17 protein-coding genes and 1 pseudogene are annotated in these 18,228 nt (G+C 63.0%); 9 read left to right on the forward strand and 9 right to left on the reverse strand.

Annotated features, from left to right (window positions below):
• Positions 1 to 14: 14 nt before the first annotated feature.
• Positions 15 to 1,073, forward strand: a complete 1,059-nt coding sequence (locus LB543_RS21915; RefSeq protein WP_224615522.1) for a dipeptidase — start codon at positions 15 to 17, stop codon at positions 1,071 to 1,073.
• 107 nt (positions 1,074 to 1,180) lie between these two features.
• Here the strand turns inward: LB543_RS21915 and LB543_RS21920 are convergent, their stop codons facing one another.
• From LB543_RS21920 to LB543_RS33930, 5 genes are all read right to left on the reverse strand, one after another.
• Positions 1,181 to 1,441, reverse strand: coding sequence for a hypothetical protein (locus LB543_RS21920; protein ID WP_224615523.1), 261 nt, complete (start codon positions 1,439 to 1,441; stop codon positions 1,181 to 1,183).
• A gap of 2 nt (positions 1,442 to 1,443) precedes the next feature.
• Positions 1,444 to 2,670 (reverse strand): aminomethyltransferase family protein, encoded by a 1,227-nt coding sequence (locus LB543_RS21925; RefSeq protein WP_224615524.1) that lies wholly within the window; start codon positions 2,668 to 2,670, stop codon positions 1,444 to 1,446.
• Between the two features lie 51 nt (positions 2,671 to 2,721).
• Positions 2,722 to 4,302: a phytoene desaturase family protein gene (locus LB543_RS21930; protein ID WP_224615525.1), complete on the reverse strand. Its 1,581-nt coding sequence runs from the start codon at positions 4,300 to 4,302 to the stop codon at positions 2,722 to 2,724.
• Positions 4,289 to 5,908, reverse strand: a complete 1,620-nt coding sequence (locus tag LB543_RS21935) for a phytoene desaturase family protein (protein WP_224615526.1) — start codon at positions 5,906 to 5,908, stop codon at positions 4,289 to 4,291. The genes LB543_RS21930 and LB543_RS21935 overlap by 14 nt, the downstream gene beginning before the upstream one ends.
• A 165-nt stretch (positions 5,909 to 6,073) precedes the next feature.
• A complete protein-coding gene (locus LB543_RS33930; RefSeq protein WP_263498789.1) occupies positions 6,074 to 6,400 on the reverse strand; it encodes a hypothetical protein in 327 nt (108 codons plus the stop codon).
• Here LB543_RS33930 and LB543_RS34175 point away from each other — a divergent pair.
• The 6 genes and pseudogenes from LB543_RS34175 (at position 6,350) to LB543_RS21960 (ending at position 11,307) form a co-directional block, all read left to right on the forward strand.
• On the forward strand, positions 6,350 to 6,586 hold the full coding sequence (locus LB543_RS34175) for a hypothetical protein (RefSeq protein WP_411908774.1): 237 nt from the start codon (positions 6,350 to 6,352) through the stop codon (positions 6,584 to 6,586). The two genes, LB543_RS33930 and LB543_RS34175, sit on opposite strands and share 51 nt — an antisense overlap.
• On the forward strand, positions 6,532 to 6,960 hold the full coding sequence (locus LB543_RS21940; protein WP_411908775.1) for a hypothetical protein: 429 nt from the start codon (positions 6,532 to 6,534) through the stop codon (positions 6,958 to 6,960). The genes LB543_RS34175 and LB543_RS21940 overlap by 55 nt, the downstream gene beginning before the upstream one ends.
• A 6-nt stretch (positions 6,961 to 6,966) precedes the next feature.
• The gene (betI, locus tag LB543_RS21945) at positions 6,967 to 7,680 is read left to right on the forward strand and encodes a transcriptional regulator BetI (RefSeq protein ID WP_224591328.1); all 714 of its coding nucleotides are present in this window, start codon (positions 6,967 to 6,969) and stop codon (positions 7,678 to 7,680) included.
• Between the two features lie 43 nt (positions 7,681 to 7,723).
• Positions 7,724 to 8,806 carry an ABC transporter substrate-binding protein gene (locus LB543_RS21950; protein WP_224615527.1) on the forward strand — a complete coding sequence of 361 codons (1,083 nt, stop codon included), beginning with the start codon at positions 7,724 to 7,726 and terminating at the stop codon, positions 8,804 to 8,806.
• 118 nt (positions 8,807 to 8,924) lie between these two features.
• Positions 8,925 to 10,000 (forward strand): annotated as a pseudogene (locus LB543_RS21955) (extracellular solute-binding protein).
• Positions 9,997 to 11,307, forward strand: a complete 1,311-nt coding sequence (locus tag LB543_RS21960) for a flavin monoamine oxidase family protein (protein ID WP_224615528.1) — start codon at positions 9,997 to 9,999, stop codon at positions 11,305 to 11,307. Before LB543_RS21955 ends, LB543_RS21960 begins: the two are co-directional and overlap by 4 nt.
• On the opposite strand, the gene LB543_RS21965 is transcribed toward LB543_RS21960, so the two are convergent.
• The 3 genes from LB543_RS21965 to LB543_RS21975 are packed head-to-tail and all read right to left on the reverse strand — an operon-like array spanning position 11,271 to position 14,135.
• On the reverse strand, positions 11,271 to 12,344 hold the full coding sequence (locus LB543_RS21965; RefSeq protein ID WP_224615529.1) for an ABC transporter ATP-binding protein: 1,074 nt from the start codon (positions 12,342 to 12,344) through the stop codon (positions 11,271 to 11,273). The two genes, LB543_RS21960 and LB543_RS21965, sit on opposite strands and share 37 nt — an antisense overlap.
• Before the next feature lie 52 nt (positions 12,345 to 12,396).
• Complete coding sequence (locus LB543_RS21970) at positions 12,397 to 13,218, reverse strand: ABC transporter permease (protein ID WP_224615530.1); 822 nt, start codon at positions 13,216 to 13,218, stop codon at positions 12,397 to 12,399.
• Positions 13,215 to 14,135 carry an ABC transporter permease gene (locus LB543_RS21975; RefSeq protein ID WP_224615531.1) on the reverse strand — a complete coding sequence of 307 codons (921 nt, stop codon included), beginning with the start codon at positions 14,133 to 14,135 and terminating at the stop codon, positions 13,215 to 13,217. The genes LB543_RS21970 and LB543_RS21975 overlap by 4 nt, the downstream gene beginning before the upstream one ends.
• A gap of 256 nt (positions 14,136 to 14,391) precedes the next feature.
• On the opposite strand from LB543_RS21975, the gene LB543_RS21980 reads away from it, so the two are divergent.
• On the forward strand, positions 14,392 to 15,810 hold the full coding sequence (locus LB543_RS21980; protein WP_224615532.1) for an aminotransferase: 1,419 nt from the start codon (positions 14,392 to 14,394) through the stop codon (positions 15,808 to 15,810).
• A gap of 252 nt (positions 15,811 to 16,062) precedes the next feature.
• Here LB543_RS21980 and LB543_RS21985 read toward each other — a convergent pair whose 3' ends face one another.
• Complete coding sequence (locus tag LB543_RS21985; protein WP_224615533.1) at positions 16,063 to 17,265, reverse strand: aromatic ring-hydroxylating oxygenase subunit alpha; 1,203 nt, start codon at positions 17,263 to 17,265, stop codon at positions 16,063 to 16,065.
• 457 nt (positions 17,266 to 17,722) lie between these two features.
• On the opposite strand from LB543_RS21985, the gene LB543_RS21990 reads away from it, so the two are divergent.
• The gene (locus LB543_RS21990; RefSeq protein ID WP_140754475.1) at positions 17,723 to 18,130 is read left to right on the forward strand and encodes a hypothetical protein; all 408 of its coding nucleotides are present in this window, start codon (positions 17,723 to 17,725) and stop codon (positions 18,128 to 18,130) included.
• Positions 18,131 to 18,228: the final 98 nt, after the last annotated feature.

The raw sequence follows: 18,228 nt of genomic DNA on the forward strand, positions 1-18,228 counted from the left end.
CGAATGACCCCCCTATGACAGAATCCGACCTCGTCCCCGTCTTCGACGGCCATAATGATACGCTGCTGAGGCTCTATCAGTCCAAGGACAGTGACGTCGAAAAGCTGTTCATCGAAGGGAAATCGGGCGGCCATATCGACCTGCCGCGCGCCAGGGCCGGCGGATTCGCCGGAGGCATGTTCGCCATCTTCCCGCCGCCGGTCGAGAAAGCGCGGCGCAGCGCCGTGCCTTCGGCGCCGAGCGCTAGTGAGCCGCTGCCGCCCGAGGTTCCGCGCGCCGATGCGCTCAACTCGACGATCGCCATGGCGTCCATCCTGTTCCGGCTGGAGCGCGCCGGCGCATTGGCGATCTGCCGCAGTGCCGACGATGTGGGCAACGCCATGGCGCAAGGCACGATTGCCGCGGTGTTCCACATCGAGGGGGTCGAGGCGATCGATCCCGAACTCACCATGCTCGATGTGCTGCATGCCGCGGGCCTGCGTTCGCTCGGCATCGTCTGGAGCCGGCCGAATGCGTTCGGCAATGGCGTGCCGTTCCGCTTTCCGTCCTCGCCCGACACCGGACCTGGCCTGACCGATGCCGGCAAGGCGCTGGTCAAGGCCTGCAATGAACTGAAGATCATGATCGACCTCTCGCATCTCAACGAGAAGGGCTTTCGCGATGTCGCAGCGCTCAGCGATGCGCCGCTGGTCGCCACCCACTCCAACGTGCATACGATCTGCGGCCACTCGCGCAATCTGACCGACTGGCAGCTCGGGGCGATCCGCGAAACCGGCGGCATGGTCGGCCTCAACTTCGCCACCGGCTTCCTGCGCGAGGACGGCCGCATGAATGCCGACACCAGCCTCGACATCATGGTGCGCCATATCGATTCCCTGTTGCAGGCCTTGGGCGAGGACGGCGTCGGTCTCGGTTCGGATTTCGATGGCGCCATGATCCCGGCCGTCATCGGCGACGTCGCCGGCCTGCCGAAACTCATCGATGCGCTGGCAGCGCGCGGTTTCGGCCGGGCGCTGATCGAAAAGATCGCCTACCGCAACTGGCTGAGCATGCTGGAAAGAACGATAGGTTAGAGCAGTTCCAGGAAAAGTGCGTAGCGGTTTTCCGTCCGGAATTGCGTAAAACAAAGAGTTAGACCGGTTCAGCGATTCCACCAATCGCTGAACCGGTCTAAAGTGGCTTATTCGAAGCCCATGCGCTTCAGCCAGTCCTTGCCAACGCCACGATCGCGAATGATCGGCAAGGGGTTTTCCGCATCCAACCGCGCGCAGATGCGATAGACTTCGAGCGTCTCGGCGCTCATCTCGCCCTGCTTGTAGAAGAACATGGCGGCGGCATAACGCGTGCGGCCCGACCATTTCTCGCCGAGCGGCGTGTTGACCAGTTGCCACTGTTCGGCGGCTTCGCCATCTTCCTGCTGCTTGTCCGCTTCCTCGGTCATGCTCAAAAATCCGCCGGCGGGTTGGCGGTGCGGCGGTCGAGCTTTATGAAGGGTCGCGCCACGACCTTGGCCCGTTTCATTAGCTTCTGGTACTGCAGCTCGCGCATGGCGTAGATTTCGACCCAGAGGTCCTCCGTCACAGTATCACCATAGGGCCGCGCCAGCGAGGCGATGGCGATGTTGCGCTTGACCATCGGCGACCACATGGCGGCGCTGACTAGGCCGACCTCCTGGCTCTTCCTGTGGTAGACGATTGCGTGTTCGGCGGGGATGTTGCCCTCGATCTCCAGCCCGACCAGCACATGGCGCAGCTTGCGTTTCGCCCTTGCTTCGAGGATGGCGCGACGGCCGTTGAAATGCTCCTTCTCCAGATCTATCATGAAGCCGAGCCCGATCTCGTCGGGCATGCGTGGGCGGTCGGCGCGGATGGCGTGTTCGGCGGTGGTGAAATCGGCATTGGCGACGATCAGTCCGGCCTCGAGCCGGGCGCGGTTGAGCGCGGTATAGCCGATGGCGCGGATGCCGCGCAGTTCGCCTGCCGCCATCAGCCGATCCCACAGGCTCAGCGCCTTATCGGCCGGAACGAACAGCTCGTAACCGAGATCGCCGGTAAAGCCGGTGCGTGAAATGATGACCGTGCCGCCGTCATGCGGGAACTCCGCAAGGTCGAATATTTTCAGCTTCTCGAGACCGGCGAAACCGGCATCGCGCAGCACTGCGAAGGAGGTTGGGCCCTGCAGGGCGAGCCCGGCGACGGCCTCGGTCTCTTCCTCGACAATGACGTCGAAACCAAGGGCACTGTCCAGCAGCCACGGCAGATGCCGTTCCTGCGAACACAGCCGAAAGCGGGTCGGCGAGAGACGGAACAGCGTGCCGTCGTCCAGCACAAAACCTTCGTCGTCACACCACGCGGTGTAATGAATGCGGCCGGGCCTGAGCCTCGTGACATCGCGCAAGGTGACGCGGTCGAGGAAGGCTTCGGCGTCCGGTCCCTCGATCCGGTATTTGGTCATCGGCGAGATGTCGAACAGTGCTGCCTGGCTGCGGACGGCGAAATATTCCAGCTCCTCGTCCCAAAGCGAATGCGGCGCGCGGTAGCCGGCCCAATTGTACCAGTCCTGGGTCTTGGCCAGCGCATCGAGGCGCGGCTGGAACGGCGTCCCAAGGCGCAGCGTGCGGAAGTGGGATTGCGCCAGGGTGCGGGCCGCGTTGTCGAGCTGACCGGTCATGGCAGCGTTCCTTCGCCGGAGAATGCGGTGTCGGTAAGCTGAAGCATCACGTCACCCTTTCATCGCGATGATGCGCCGCGCGGCGTTCAAGCCGGGCGCACCCGAAACACCACCGCCGGGATGCGAACCGGCGCTGGCCAGGAACAGCCCGTCGAGCGGCGTGTCGTAACCCGACCAGCCGGAGACGGGGCGCGAGATCAGCATCTGATCGGCCTGCAATTCACCATGGTGCCAATGACCGCCCGGCATGCGGTAGCGCTTCTCGATGTCGGCAGGGGTGAGCAGTTCGGCGTGAACCACCGTCTTGCCGATGCCAGCCGCGTAGGCTTCCAACTGAGCCATGATTGCCTCGAGGAATTTCGGCTTGCCGGCATCCCAGCCTTCCTTCAGTGCATAGGGCGCGTATTGCACCACCGCCGACAGCACGCAGGCGCCGCCTGGCGCCAGCGACGGGTCCGCAAGGCTGGGCAGGGTGATCTCCATCACCGGCTCGGGCGAGAACGCGCCATATTTGGATGGATTGAAGGCGCGCTCGACATGGTCGGGGGAGGGCGCAATGACGAGCCGGCCCTTATTGCCGGCGGCATGGACGCCGACAAATTGCGGCGGCCGGTCGAGCGCCAAATGGAGCTTGGCGGCATCGCCCTTCATGCGGATATTTCTGACCTTGCGCATGAAGCCGGTGTCGATCGCGCGCGGTCCGACAAGATCGAGGAAGGTGGTCGCCGGGTTGATGGCGGAGACGATCGTCCTGGCACGAAGCTCCTCGCCATTGTCGAGGACGACGCCGACGGCGCGGTCTTTCTCGACAATGATCCTTGCGACGGGCACCGATGTGCGGATCGTGACGCCAGCCCTTTCGGCAGCAGCGCGGATGGCGGCGACCACAGTGCCCATGCCGCCCTGCGGTAGCAATTGAGCTCCGGCCGTACCGCCGATCTCTCCGGCCAGACGATAGTAAAGGCCGAGCAGCGAGGTCGGCGAGCGCGGGCCAAGATGGCTGCCCAGCGTGGCGTCGAAGGCGAGCAGGCCCTTCAGCCTGTCGTCGGCAAGCTGCTCGTCAAGCAGGTCGGCGACGTTCATCAAAAGCACGCGCAGGAAGTCGCGCATGTCTTCCTTGCCGAGTTTCTTCAGCGCCAGCGCGGTCTGGCCGAGCGAAGCGGCCTCCAGCAGCGACATGCCGCCGAGATCAGGCGGCCGGCGCGACAGGAAGGGCTTCAGGATGCCGGCGTAGCGCAGCAGTTGCGCGCGCAATTCCTTCCAGGCGGACTGTTCAGACGAACTGGCGCCGGTGAGCACCTCGCCATAGGCGCCATGCAGGACAAGCGGCGGTCCATCTTTCGACAATGCGACCGACGGGATGAAGTCGGTGCGAGCGATTTGCAGCCCGTGTTTTTCCAGCTCCAGCGTCTTCATCACATCGGGATGCAGCCGGTTCAGCACATGCGCGACCGACGAGACGCGAAAGCCGGGTGCGAATTCCTCGGTGCGCGAGGCGCCGCCGAGTTCGGCTCCGGCCTCCAGCACCAGTACCTTGCGGCCGGCCTTCGCCAGCGTGCCCGCGGCGACAAGCCCGTTGTGGCCGCCGCCAATGACAAGCACATCCCATTTTGGGGCATCAAATGACGTCATGGGCCGGGCTCATATGCGAGGTGGATTTTGCGAGATCGCGCAGGATTTCAGCCGCGGCGTTGCGTCCGGGCGCACCCATGACACCGCCGCCGGGATGGGTCGAGGAGCCGCACATATAGAGGCCACCGAGCGGTGAACGATACTGCGCATAGCCCGGCACCGGGCGGTTGAACAGCAGCTGGTCGAAGGTGAGTTCGCCCTGAAAGATGTTGCCTTCGGTGAGGCCGACCTCGGCCTCGATTTCGCGCGGCGTGCGCACCTCCATGTGTACGATGCGGTCGCGGAACCCCGGAGAGTATTCTGATATCTGCGCAATCACGCTTTCAGCAAAACCGTCGCGATCGGCGTCCGTCCACTCGCGACCAGCGATCCTGGGCGGCGCGTATTGGACAAAACAGCTCATGAAATGTTTCCCCGGCGGCGCCATGGTCGGGTCGAGCGTGGTCGGGATGACCATGTCGAGGAAGGGATCGGCGGACCAGCGGCCGGCCTTCCAGTCGTCATAGGCGCGCTCCATGCGCTCCATCGAATCGGTGAAATGCATGTCGCCGCGATAGACCGGCGAGTCCTTCGGCAGCGCCGGGAATTCCGGCAGCGAATCGAGTGCGATGTTGACCTTGCCTGAGGAGCCACGGATCTTGAAGTTCTTGACCCGGCGCAGGAAGATGTCGGGCAGTTCCTTCTCCTCGACCAGCTTCAGGAAGGTGCGTTTCACGTCGGCATTGGAGACGACCAGCTTGCCGTAGATCTCCTCGCCGCCGGCCAGCACGACGCCCTTGGCCTTGCCACGGCTCACCAGCACATGGTCGACCTCGGCGCCGGTGCGGATCGTGCCGCCGGACGCCTTGAAGGAGGCTGCCAGCGCCTTGGTTACCGCGCCCATGCCGCCACGCGCATAGCCCCAGGCGCCGACCGAACCGTCGACCTCGCCCATATAGTGGTGGAGCAGGACGTAAGCCGTGCCTGGCGACATCGGCCCGAGTGCCGTGCCGATGATGCCGGACAGCGCGAAATTCGCCTTGATGACGTCGGTCTCGAAATATTCGTCGAGGAATTCCGAGATCGACATGGTCCAGAAGCGCAGCGTCAGCGCCATTTCCTCGGCGGAGAGACCCGCGAATTTCTTGCCGAGATAGAGCAGTTCGCCTAGGTCGCGCGGCTTGAGGCTGGTGGGGTCGGGCGCGGTGCGCATCAACAGCGGCTGGATGAAACGGCACTGCCGCGTCACGTCGCGAGAGTAGCAGCCATAGGCCTCGGCATCCTTTTTGGAGAAACGGGCGAATTCGCGCCGGTGCGCGTCGTGGTCGCGGTAGTTGGCGAGATAATCGCCGTCGCGAGTGAACACCGCGCCGCCCTCATAGGAAATCACCTGCAGGCCGAAGCGCGGCAGCTCGAGATCGCGCATGATCTCGGGGCGGAACAGCGAGCAAACATACGAGCAGTTGGAATAGAGGAAGCCCGGCGTCAGCTCACGACTGGTGGCAGCACCGCCGACCCAGTCGTTCCTCTCCACCACCAGCACGTCGAGACCGGCGCGCTGCAGGTAACAGGCGTTGACCAGGCCGTTGTGTCCGCCGCCGATGATGACCGCATCCCAAGCTTTCATTTTGGCTCAGTCTTCCCTGTTTTGCGCAATTCCGGACGGAAAACCGCTCACACTTTTCCTGGAATTGCTTAGGCGATCCGCTTTTCATTTTTGCGTGATCTGTTCCCAAATGCGTGGAATTTGGCATGGCACCAGCCGTTCTGTCCACTCGTACTGAATGAATGTTCAACAAATGATATTGCGTTTTTTTGAACTTGGGTTACGCTTTGCCGGCGTTCGAAACAGGCATTCGTCGATTGGGGCCGAGGGCTGATGATCGAAACGGTGGAAGCCGAGCCGGAATATGACGATACCGCCATCCGCTTCCTCGAAGCGCTGTGGGGCGATGGCTACCTGTCGCCGGGCGGGCCTGAAGAGGTCGACCGGGTGGTCGAGGGGCTTTCTCTCAAGGACAGGACCGTCCTCGATATCGGCTGTGGCACCGGCGGCATCGCGCTGCATCTGGTCGAACGCCATGGCGCTGCCCACGCCACCGGTTTTGATGTCGAACACCCGGTGATCGTGGCGGCCAGACAGCGTGCCACGGCGCGTGCGCTGGCGGAGAGGACGAGCTTCATCCAAGGGCCGCCGGGCCTCTGCCCTTTACCGATCGCTCCTTCGATGTCGTCTTTTCCAAGGACGCGCTGTTGCATGTACGTGACAAGGACGCCTTGTTCGCCGAGATTTTCCGCGTGCTGAAACCAGGCGGGGTCTTTGCCGCCTCCAACTGGATGATCTCGCATGACGGCGAACCGTCGGCCGAGATGAAGGCGTATGTCGCCGCCGAGGGGCTGTCCTTCGCCATGGCCTCGCCGGCGCGCTATGCCGAGGCGATGCGTGGCGCCGGTTTTACCGATGTCACCGTCAGGGACCGCAATCCCTGGTACCGCGAGGTCGCGCGCGGAGAACTCGAAAGGCTGAAAGGGCCGCTCTATCCGGCCGTTGCCGCCGTGGTGGGCGCGGCCTATGTCGACAAGAACATTCGAACCTGGGAAGCCATGCAGAAGGTGCTTGACAGCGGCGAGCACCGTCCCACTCATCTTCGCGGGTGGAAGCCGGATGCAGAGGGATAGCCGGCGATGCTGGAGACCATCACACGCATGAAAACGGCAGACGCCAGGGACGCGCTCCTTGAATCGGCGCGGAAAGCCGAATCCGACAAGCGCGGGCGCAAGGCCTCGAAGGAGGTCAGGCAGCTTCAGCTCATCGAGGCGACGATCGATTCGCTGGCCAAGCGCGGCTATTCGGAAACGACGATGGCCGATGTCGCCGATGGCGCCGGCCTGTCGCGCGGCATCGTCAACTTCCATTTCGAGAGCAAGGAAAAGCTGCTCATCGCGACCTTGCAGTACATGTATGACGAATACTCGGCGCATTGGCGCAATGCCCTGCAGAAGGCAGGCGATGATCCTGCCGACCAGCTTCAGGCGCTGGTCGCGGCAGATTTCGACCGCTCGATCTGCAACAAGCGCAAGCTTGCCGCCTGGTGCGCCTTCTGGGGCGAGGCCAAGTCGCGGCCGACCTACCAGGCGTTGAGCAGCGCCCGCGATATTGTCTATCAGGACATCTTCATCGAACTCTGCGCGACGCTCAAGCAGAGCGGCGGCTACGGCTATGAGCCGCAGGTCATGGCATTGGCGCTTAGCGCCATGCTGGAAGGGCTTTGGCTGCGGCTGATGATGGGGACCGAGAACACGACCCGCGAGACCTCTTTGCAGGCGGCGAACGAATTCCTGTCGGCGGCTTTCCCGAAGCACTACCCGCGGAAGGCGGCCGGGCCAACAAAATCATAAGAAAAGACGAAGCCATAAGAAAACCGCAGAGGATGGAACAGCAATGAAGACACTGGCAAGACGCCTGACACTGACGCTTGCGCTGACTGGTGCACTGGCGGCTTCGGCCGCGGCACTGGCGATCGCCGCCGACAAGGACCTGATCGTGTTCGACTGGTCCGGGTATGAGGCCCCGGGCTTCCACCCGAAATATGTCGAGAAGAACGGCGATTCGCCGACCTTCGCCTTCTTCGGTGACGAGGACGAGGCGTTCGAGAAGGTCCGTTCCGGCTTCAAGGCCGACCTTGGCCATCCCTGCTCGCAGAGCGTGACGAAGTGGCGCGAGGCTGGCCTGCTGCAGCCGCTCGACACCTCCAGGATCACGGGCTGGAAGGACCTCAATCCCGGCATCATGGCGATGAAAAATCTCGCCACGACCGATGACGGCAAAGCCTGGTTCATGCCCTGGGACTGGGGCAACACGCAGCTAACCTACAATTCCTCCAAGATCGACGAGAAGGACGTGCAGTCGCTGAAGGCGTTCGCCGATCCGAGGTTCAAGGGCCGGGTGTCGATCGGCGACAATGTCGACGATGCCTATGCGCTGGCGAGCCTCGCTATCGGCCTGAAGGACTGGACCAAGATGACCGACGACCAGTTCAAACAGGCGTCCGACTTCCTGCGCCAGGTGCACAAGAATGTCCGCTCCTACTGGACCGACACCACCGACGTCGTCCAGCTTCTGAGCGGCGGCGAGGTCGACCTCGCCTGGGCCTGGAACGATGCGACCGTGCAGTCGGTCGCCGCCGGCGTGCCGATCAAGTCGAAGAAGGACACGGCCGAAGGCATCTCGACCTGGGTCTGCGGCTATGTGCTGTTCAAGGATGCGCCCGGCAATACCGACAAGGCCTATGACTATCTCAATGCGGTCAACGATCCGGAGATCGCCAAGGTGCTTGTCAAGGACTGGGGCTACGGCCAGGCCAATGCCAAGGGCATGGCCGGCGTCGATCAGGCCGTCCTGAAGGAAAAGGGCTATGACGACGTGCAGAAATTCCTCGACAAGACGCTGTTCCAGCAGCCGCTGCCGTCCGATCTCAAGCTCAAGATGATCGCCGAGTTCGAGAAGATCAAGGCGGGCTATTAAGTCTCTGCCTGTCGAGCCCGTCCGTGCGCCGCTGCGGCGGCGGATGGGCTCGCCAAAGCGCGTGAATTTGCCTAACCTCGCTCCCGACATCTTTCGCGATGGGGGAGTTTTTCGCGCCATGAAATCCGTGCTTCGCCGCCTCGTCATCGCCACTGCCTGCACGCTCGGCGCCGGCGCGGTTTACGCACTCGCCGAAGGCGGCGGCGACCTCGTGGTGTTCGACTGGTCGGGCTATGAGGATCCGCTGCTGCACCCGGCCTACACGAGCAAATACGGCGCCGAGCCGACCTTCGCCTTCTTCGGCGACGAGGACGAGGCGTTCGAGAAGATGCGGGCGGGCTTCAAAGCCGATATCGCGCACCCCTGCTCGCAAAGCGTGGTGAAGTGGCGCGAGGCCGGCTGCTGCAGCCGCTCGACACATCCAGGATCGCCGGCTGGAAGGACCTCAATCCCGGGATCATGGCGATGAAGGATCTCGCGGTCACCGCCGACGGCGAGGCCTGGTTCATGCCATTCGACTGGGGCAACACCTCGCTGCTCTACCGTACCGACAAGGTGACGGCCGAACAGGCACAGTCGCTCAGGATTTTCGCCGATCCGCGGTTCAAGGGCCGCGTCACCATCGGCGACAATGTCGACGACGCCTATGCGCTGGCGAGCCTGGTCATCGGTCTCAAGGACTGGACCAGGATGACTGACGACCAGTTCAAGCAGGCTTCCGCTTTCCTGCGCGACGTGCACAAGAACATCCGTTTCTACTGGACCGACGACACCGACCTCAATCAGGCCTTTATCGGCAACGAGGTCGATCTCGTCTGGGGCTGGAACGAGACCTTCGTGACGCTGAAGGGACAGGGCCTGCCGATCGCCATGAACCGCGAGACCAAGGAAGGGATTTCAACCTGGGTGTGCGGCTATGTGCTGATGAAGGATGCGCCAGGCAAGCTCGACGAGGCCTATGATTTCCTCAGCGCCGTCAATGCGCCCGGCGTGTCGGACTATTTGGTCAAGACCTTCGGCTACGGCCACGGCAATGGCGCCGGGATGGCTGATATCGACCACAAGGTGCTGGCCGACCGCGGCTTCGACAATCTCGACAAGTTCCTCGACAAGACCCTGTTCCAGCAGCCGGTACCGCCGGAGCTGAAGAAGCGCATGATCGACGAGTTCGAGAAGATCAAGGCTGGCTATTGAACGACAAGACCGAAAGGACCGACGTCGTCATCGTCGGGGCCGGCTTCACCGGTCTGTCGGCCGCGATTGAATTGAAGCGCGCCGGCGTCGATTTCGTGGTGGTGGAAGCCCGCGATCGTGTCGGCGGCCGCGTCGAGGCCAGGCGAAACGGGCTTGGCGAGCGCATCGACAGCGGTGGCCAGTTCCTGTGCGAGGACATGCCGCAGTTGATGGAACTGGCGCGGGCTCGCGGCAAGACCCTCGTCGAGACTTACGTCGAGGGTCATTTCGTCACCTACCCGTCAATGTCGGTCGGCCGGGCCGAGCGGACCTATCACGCCTCGATGGCAATCCGCGAACGCATGAACAGGATCGAGCCCTACGATCCTGCCATTGCGGGATTGACCGTTGCCGAGTGGCTGGAGAGGCAGGATGACGCGGGCGAGGCAAAGACGGTCTTCCGGTCGATGATCGAGGGCCTGTGGTGCCTGGCGTTGGAGAAGGTGCCGCTGTGGTATCTGATCGACAATGACCGGCGCATCACCAACGAGGTGCCGGAGCTGCAATATTCCCTGCGCGAGACCATGCAGTCGTTGGCCGATGATCTGGCCGAGGACCTCGGCGGCCGGGTGAGGCTCGGTAAACCGGTGACCCGCATCGAATGCGGTCCGCCAGGGGTTCGTGTCGTCTCGAGCAATGGCGTGATCGAAGCGCGCGAAGTTCTGGTCGCCGTGCCACCGGCGACAGCCGCGAAGCTCGATTTTACGCCCGCCTTGCCGGCAGCCCTGGAAACGGCGCTCGGCGCCTGGGAAAGCGGCGCGGTGATCAAGATCCTGGTGCGCTATCCCAAGCCATTCTGGCGCGAGCGGGATTTGAGCGGAATGGTGATGTGGCGGGACCTGCCGGGGCTGTTTGCCTGTGACGCCAGCAGGGATTCCGATCATGCGGCGCTTGTCGTCTTCGTTGGCGGGCCGCTGGCGCTGCGCTGGCACGAACTCGGCGAGGCGGATCTCCGGGCGCAGGTGACGACGAGGCTCGTGGAGGCGCTCGGTCCGGAAGCGGCGGATAGCCTCGATTTCAACCGCCGCGACTGGACGCATGACGGCTGGAGCGGCGGTGCCTATAGCGACCTGATCGTCGATGTGACGGCGAGGGATGCCGAGCGCACCATTCTTGCCGGTGCGCCGCCGGTGCATTTCGCCTCGTCGGAATTGTCGCCGTCATTCCCGGGCTATGTCGAAGGCGCGATCGTGGCCGGACGCATCGCGGCGCGCAGGATCATCGCCGATGTTCAGTCGGCCATCGCGACCAGGGCTTCGGGATCATAGGCGAGGCGGATCGAGGTGCCGACCGGGATATCGTCGGCGCCGAAATCGTTGGTCTCTGTCACCGACAGCGGCTTTTCCAGGCCGGGGATCTCGACGATCAGATGGGTGATCTCGCCGAAATAGTGACGCTCGACCACCTTGCCGGCGACCTCGAAATTGGCTGTCGCATTGTCCCACAGTACGCGCAGGCGCTCCGGCCTGATGCCGAGCGTCGCGCCGCCGCCGTTGCGAATGAAAGCCTTCGGCTTGTCGGTCTTGATGCGACCGAATCCCAGCGTGTCGACGATCAGCGTGGCGCCGTTCTCCTCGACGATCTCTGCCTTGACGAAATTCATGCCGCCAAGGAAGTCGGCGACCTGGCGGTCGACCGGGCGTTGGTAGATCTCCTTGGGGGAGGCGACCTGGGCAATCTTGCCGCCGAACATCACGGCGATGCGGTCGGACATGGCGAGCGCTTCGTACTGGTCGTGGGTGACCAATACGAAGGTGATGCCGACCGCCTGCTGCAGGCGGCGCAACTCGACCTGCATCTGCTCACGCAGCTTCTTGTCAAGCGCCGACAGCGGCTCGTCGAGCAGCAGAACTTTTGGCCGCATCACCAGGGCACGGGCAAGCGCGACACGCTGGCGTTGGCCGCCGGAAAGCTCGGTGGCAAGCCGCTTGCCGAGGCCGGTGAGCGAGACCTGCGCCAGTGCTTCCTCAACCCGGCGCTTCTCCTCGCCGCCCTGCAGCTTCAGCCGCTTCAGCCCGTAGGCGACGTTCTGCTCGACATTGAGGTGCGGGAAGATCGCGTAGCTCTGGAACACCATGTTGGTCGGCCGGCGGTTGGCCGCGATGCCTTCCATGGGCTGGCCGCCGACCGCGATCGAACCGCTGGTCGGATTGTCGAAGCCGGCGATCATGCGCAAAAGCGTGGTCTTGCCGCAGCCGGACGGGCCGAGCAGCGAGAAGAACTCGCCTTCCCTGATGGTCAGGGAGGCGTCGTCGAGTGCCTTGAACGCTCCGTAGCTGCGGGTGACGTTACGGATCTCGATCATCGGTCTTTCGGATTGGATCCTGTCCACGTGAGGGCGCTCGATCCGCGGCTGCTCAGGCATAGAGGCCTCCCTCGCTCTGGGTGCGTCTGGCCGCGCGGCGACGCAGGATTTCGGCGATTGTCATCAGCAGGAATGAGGCAACCAGCAGCAGCGTGCCCAGCGCCAGCACGCCGGGCAGTTTCGACGCGAAGCGCAACTGGCCCCAGATGTAGATCGGTAGCGTCGCCTCGGTGCCGGTCAGGAAGAAGGCGATGATGAATTCGTCCAGAGAGATGGTGAAGCAGACCAGCAGGCTGGAGATGATCGCCGGCGCCACCATCGGCAGCGTCACGCGCCGGAAAGTGCCGAACGCGCTCTCGCCGAGGTCGGCGGAGGCTTCCTCGAGGCTGCGGTCGAAACCCTCGAACCCGGAAGTCAGCACCGTCATCGAATAGGGAATGCAGATCAGGACGTGGCCGAGCACGACGGTGAACAGCGACAGGCTCAAGCCAAGCTGCAGCATCACCAGCAGCATGGAGATGGCAACGATCACTTCGGGCAACACGAGCGGGGCCATGATCAGACCGTTGATGGCGCGGCGGCCGGGATAGCGGTAGCGGGTGATCGAGCGGGCGGCGAGGATGCCGAGCACGGTGGCGAGCAAGGAAGCCGAGACGCCGACGATCAGGCTGTTCCAGGCGGCGTCTAGCAGCGCCGGCGTGCGCGGCAGGTCCTCGTACCATTGCAAGGTGAAGCCGGTCAGCGGGAATTTCGGCGTCGCCGCCGTGTTGATCGAGAAGATCGGCAGGAAGATGACGGGCAGATAGAGGAAGACGATGTAAAGGCACGCATAGGCCGACAGCCAGCCGCCCGGCAGGAAGCGCCGCGCCCTCATCGCGCCATCCTTTGCAAGGTGCGGATGACCAGCACCGTGGCGCCGGCCATCAGGGAGACGATCAGCATGGTGGTGACGGAAAGTGCGGCACCGAGCGGCCAGTTGGCGGCCTTGCCGAACTGCGCCTGGATGGCGTTGGCGATCATGACGCCGTCCTTGCCGCCGACGAGCTTTGGCGTCACATAGTCGCCGACCGTCGGGATCATGACGATCAACGCCGCGGAAATGACGCCCGGCGCCGACAGCGGCAAGGTCACGCGCAGGAACGAGCGCAAGGGACCATCGCCAAGGTCGGTGGCGGCTTCGACCAGTGTGCGGTCGACCTTCTCCAGGGACACGAAGATCGGCAGGATGGCGAAGGCCGCCGCCCAGGCATGAGTAAGCGTGATGATGACGGCGCTCGAATTGTAGAGCAAGGCTGTCGACGGTTCGTCGATGATGCCGAGGCCCATCAGGCCGGAATTCAAGACGCCATTATAGCCCAGGATGACCTTCCACGACATCACGCGCAAGAGATAGCTGGTCCAGAACGGGATGGTGATGAGGAACAGCCACAGGCTCTTGTGACGGCCGCCATGGAAGGAAATGAAGTAGGCGATCGGGTAGGCGAGGACGACGGTGAACAGGCTGACCGTCAGCGAGATGTAGAGCGAGCGCCATAGGAGATCGCGGTAGATCGGCTCGGCCAGCGCGACGCGGTAGTTTTCCAGTGTGAAGGTGCGGTCGATGGTCAGGTAGTGCTGCGTCCAGAAGGAGTGGGCGATGACCACCAGGATCGGCAGGACCAGCAGGATGAGCGCGTAGAGGAAGGTCGGGCTGATCAGGGCAAAGCCCTGTACGGGCTCTGATTGCAGAAGGGCATTTCGTCTGGCCCGCGTCATGCGCAACGGGGGCGACCCTTCCGCAGCCACCGTCATTGGAGGGCTCCGGGTGTGATCTCGGTTGCTGGCCTGGACTGTCCCGCCATACGGCATCCCATTGGGCTGGCGCCGGCTATTGTTCCCCTTGCCGGCTTTCTTTCATCATGCGCGCATCCGCGGATTGAAATCAAGCGCAAATTCTGCAATATTGATTGAACGGACATTCAAAATCATGTGAGCAGGGCGACGATTTTCGCCGTGGCGAACCAGATTGATGCCCGGACAAATTCGATGGGATGATGTGGAGACGACGATGGCGGCTGTGAGAGATCTGAAGGCACGCGAAACGGCTGGCCCTGGCGACGACGATGCGGTCGAACTGGCCAAGCGTCATCTCATCCAGCCTTGGCCTTATGCCGGTTCCGTCGGCACCGAGGCACGCGCGCTGATCGGCGAGGGCGATGGCATCTACATTACCGACAGCACGGGCAAGCGGCTGATCGATGGGCCTGCCGGCATGTGGTGCGTCAATGTTGGCCACCGCCGCGAGGAACTCGCCAGGGTGATGTACGACCAGGCGATGGCGCTGTCCTACAACACGCCCTGGTACACGATGAACGCGCCGTCGGCGGAGCTTGCCAAACGCATAGCCGGCCATGCGCCTGGCGACCTCAGCCACGTCTTCTACACCACCGGCGGTTCCTCGGCCGTCGAGACGGCGCTGCGTTTCATGCAGTTCTACAACAATGTGCGGGGCCGGCCGGAAAAGAAGCTAATCCTGAGCCGCGGCGGCGCCTATCACGGCTCGACCTATCTGTCGGCCTCGCTCAATGGCCGTCCGCGTGACCGCGACTGGATGGATGGCGCCGACGAACTGGTGGTCAAGCTCTCCTCGCCCGACCCGTTCCGCCGGCCGAAAGGCATGACCATCACTGCCTTCACCGATTTCCTCGTCGACCAGTTCCGCGACACGGTCGCGCGCGTCGGCGCCGACAGAATAGGCGCGTTCGTCGGCGAACCCATACAAGCATCCGGTGGCGTCATCATTCCGCCGGACGGCTACCTCAGGCGCATCCGCGAGATCTGCCGTGACAATGATATCCTCTATATCTCCGACGAGGTGGTGACGGGCTTTGGACGCCTGGGCCACGTCTTTGCCTCGGGCGACGTGTTCGGTATCGATCCCGACATGATCACGTTCGCCAAGGGCGTCACCTCAGGCTATTTCCCGCTCGGCGGCGTCATCATTTCCGAGCGGCTGCTGGAGGAATTGCGCCGTTCCAACCATCCCGACGCCATGTTCGGTCATGGCCTGACCTACACCAGCCATCCCGTCGGCTGTGCGGTGGCGCTGAAAAACCTCGACCTGCTGGAAGAAAGCGTGCTTGCCCACGCACAGGCGGTCGCGCCCTATTTCCAGGCGCAGTTGAAGACGCTGGAAGAGCTGCCGCTGGTCGGCGAGGTGCGCGGCGTGGGGCTGATGGGCTGCGTGGAATGCGTCGCCGACCGCGAAAGCAAGGATCCGCTGCAGCTCGACAAAGATGTCGGCAAGCGCATCGACGCCCACTGCCACGAACTTGGCCTGCTCGTGCGGCCGCTGATCAATATGTGTGTGATGTCGCCGCCGCTGATCATCACGCGCGAGCAGATCGACGACGTGGTCGGCATCCTGCGCGAAGGCATTTCGCGCACCATGGACGATCTCAGGAAAGAGGGTGTCTGGCGGGGGTGAGTTTCTTCCTTCTCCCGGTCTTACGGGGAGAAGGTGCCCGGAGGGCGGATGAGGGGCGGCGCTGACATCGGCAGTTGGCGTCCATGCCGGCCGCGTGAAGCGATAACCTTACAAGCTCGGCGCTGCCCCTCACCTGCCTGCCCGTCCTCCGCAGCAGCTGCGCTGCAGCTGCGGAGGGTGGACCGGCATCCTCTCCCCGTAGAACGGGGAGAGGGGCGCTATCATCGGCGGCTTCGCCAATTACCAGCGTTCTTACCCTCGTGACCGCAGCGCGTCGTTCAGGTTCCACATGTCCTTTTCTTCCGGCGCTGTTTCCAGGCCGAGCACCGGAATCTGCTTGCGCAGATGGTCGTGGTGGGTGCGCACGCCATATTCGAGGTCGGAAAGGTAGAAACCCTCGAAGGCCTCGGACAGCATGGATTCGTTCGACCAGACCGAGAGCTGCACATCTTCCGACATGGTTTCACGATCGATGCGGAAGGAGAGATAGCGGGCGGCTGCCTGCTCGCGACTTTCGTCGCGGTAGCGATAGATGGCGCCACGCAGCAGCGTCTCACCCGTCGACAGCGGAAACTCCTGATAGAACTGCACCGATTCCGGCATCACCGACAGAACGGCGTTCGGGAAGATGCCGTAATAGACCCAGGCCTTCCTGAGATGATCCGGCAGATGCGTCGGCTCCGGCGCGATCTTGACGTAGTTCCTGACGCTCCAGCGGCGGCCGGCATGCGGGTTGTAGGTGGCGAAGGAGCGCGAGACGCCGTTGATGAACGGCTCGTCGAAATAGGTGGCGCCGTAGAGATCCTGCAGAGCCGGATGCGCCATGGCGACATGATAGCCTTCATTGTCGACATCGCGCACCGACTTCCAGTTGACCGGTGTCTTCTGGGTCCAGATACCCCAGGACGGCACCATGTCGGCGGCCTTGTAATGCGCGAATTCGGGTTCGATCGGCTTCAACAGTTCGGCGACGGAAGGCTGTGGCCCGCCATTGCGGAAGCGAATGAAGATGAAGCCCATCCAGACTTCGAGATCGAGCGGCATCAAGCCGAACTCGGTCTTGTCGAGGTCGGGGAAGGAGCGCGGGCGGGCGGCGCCGCGCAGCGTACCGTCGAGATTGTAGACCCAGCCATGGAACGGGCAGACTAGCGCGTTCTTGCAATTGCCCTGGCTGTCGGCCACGACGCGGCTACCGCGGTGGCGGCACATGTTGTTGAAGCCGCGCACGACGCCGTCCTTGCCGCGCACGATCAGCGCGCGCTCGCCAATGACATCCATGGTGAGGTAATCGCCGGCGTCAGGTATGTCGCAGACATGCCCGGCAATCTGCCAATGATTGCGGAAGACATGTTCCTTCTCCAGTTCGAGTAGGGCGGTGGAATGGTAACTCCAGCCCGGCAATCCCCGCCGGTCCCAATCGTTCGGGATTGCCACGTCACGGAGGTGCGGGTTCATGAAACGTCTCTTCTTTTTATTGAATATGCATTCAATATAATCATATTTTGCGTTGAAATGCAATGATTTGTGGAAATTGGCAGGTTTCGCGGCGAAAATGTCAGCCCCGGCTCCAGCGGAATCCTGCTGCGCCGCGGACTTTGAAAACCCCGGAAAATCCGGGTGTTAGCCAGAGTTCCATAACCTCCACCCGTCGCCCGTTCACGCTGCAAATCGGGCCCTTCGGACAAGTATTCCGCTGGCAGGAAAAAGCCCTGCCGTTCGCGTCGGCCGCCTGCGGTGTACGCAGGTAACCCGCCACCTCGACGCAAAAGAGTCGATGCCCGATTTTGACCGTTTCTGCCCGCACCGATGTTTCAATCCCGTTACATTGCCGGGTTCTCGTCACCTTTGCACCGTTACAAAGCGCGATTAAATTCGTTTTATCGCAAAAAGAAAATCAACGAAGGGGATGATGATGCATGCGAAAGTCCAGATCACCAGCAGCAACCGCTTTCAGGCTCCGGAGCGCGCTGACCGCCGCCCGAAGCTGGCGCTTCGCCAGCGTGCCAGCGACCACCCGATGGCAATGTTCATGGCGTTGGCTGCTTGCGCCTTCGCCGGCATGGCGTTCACGCCGACGGTCGGCCCAGCCTTCGCTTCGTTGAATCCGCCCGCCAACATCATCGATGGGGCGCCGACCACGACCACGACAGCCCGCCTGCCGATGCCCGCGATCGATTTCGCCTGCAAGGGGCAGGCCTGGGGCGCCGAGAGCGTGGATTGCCTGCGCGCCATTGCCGAGCAGTCCGGAACGCACAAGGCCCGCGCGATCCGGATGATCGCCAACGCCGCGCCGCTGACCAGCACGCCCAACATCTTCTGATTTCTGTCTCTGGATTTGCCTGGCATGATCCCGAAAACCGGTTCGCGTTTGGGGATCATGCCCTGACCTCCCCGAGCGTCCTCCAGCGCTCCTTTCGG

This window comes from Mesorhizobium sp. ESP7-2 (assembly GCF_020164715.1).
Taxonomy (GTDB): domain Bacteria; phylum Pseudomonadota; class Alphaproteobacteria; order Rhizobiales; family Rhizobiaceae; genus Mesorhizobium.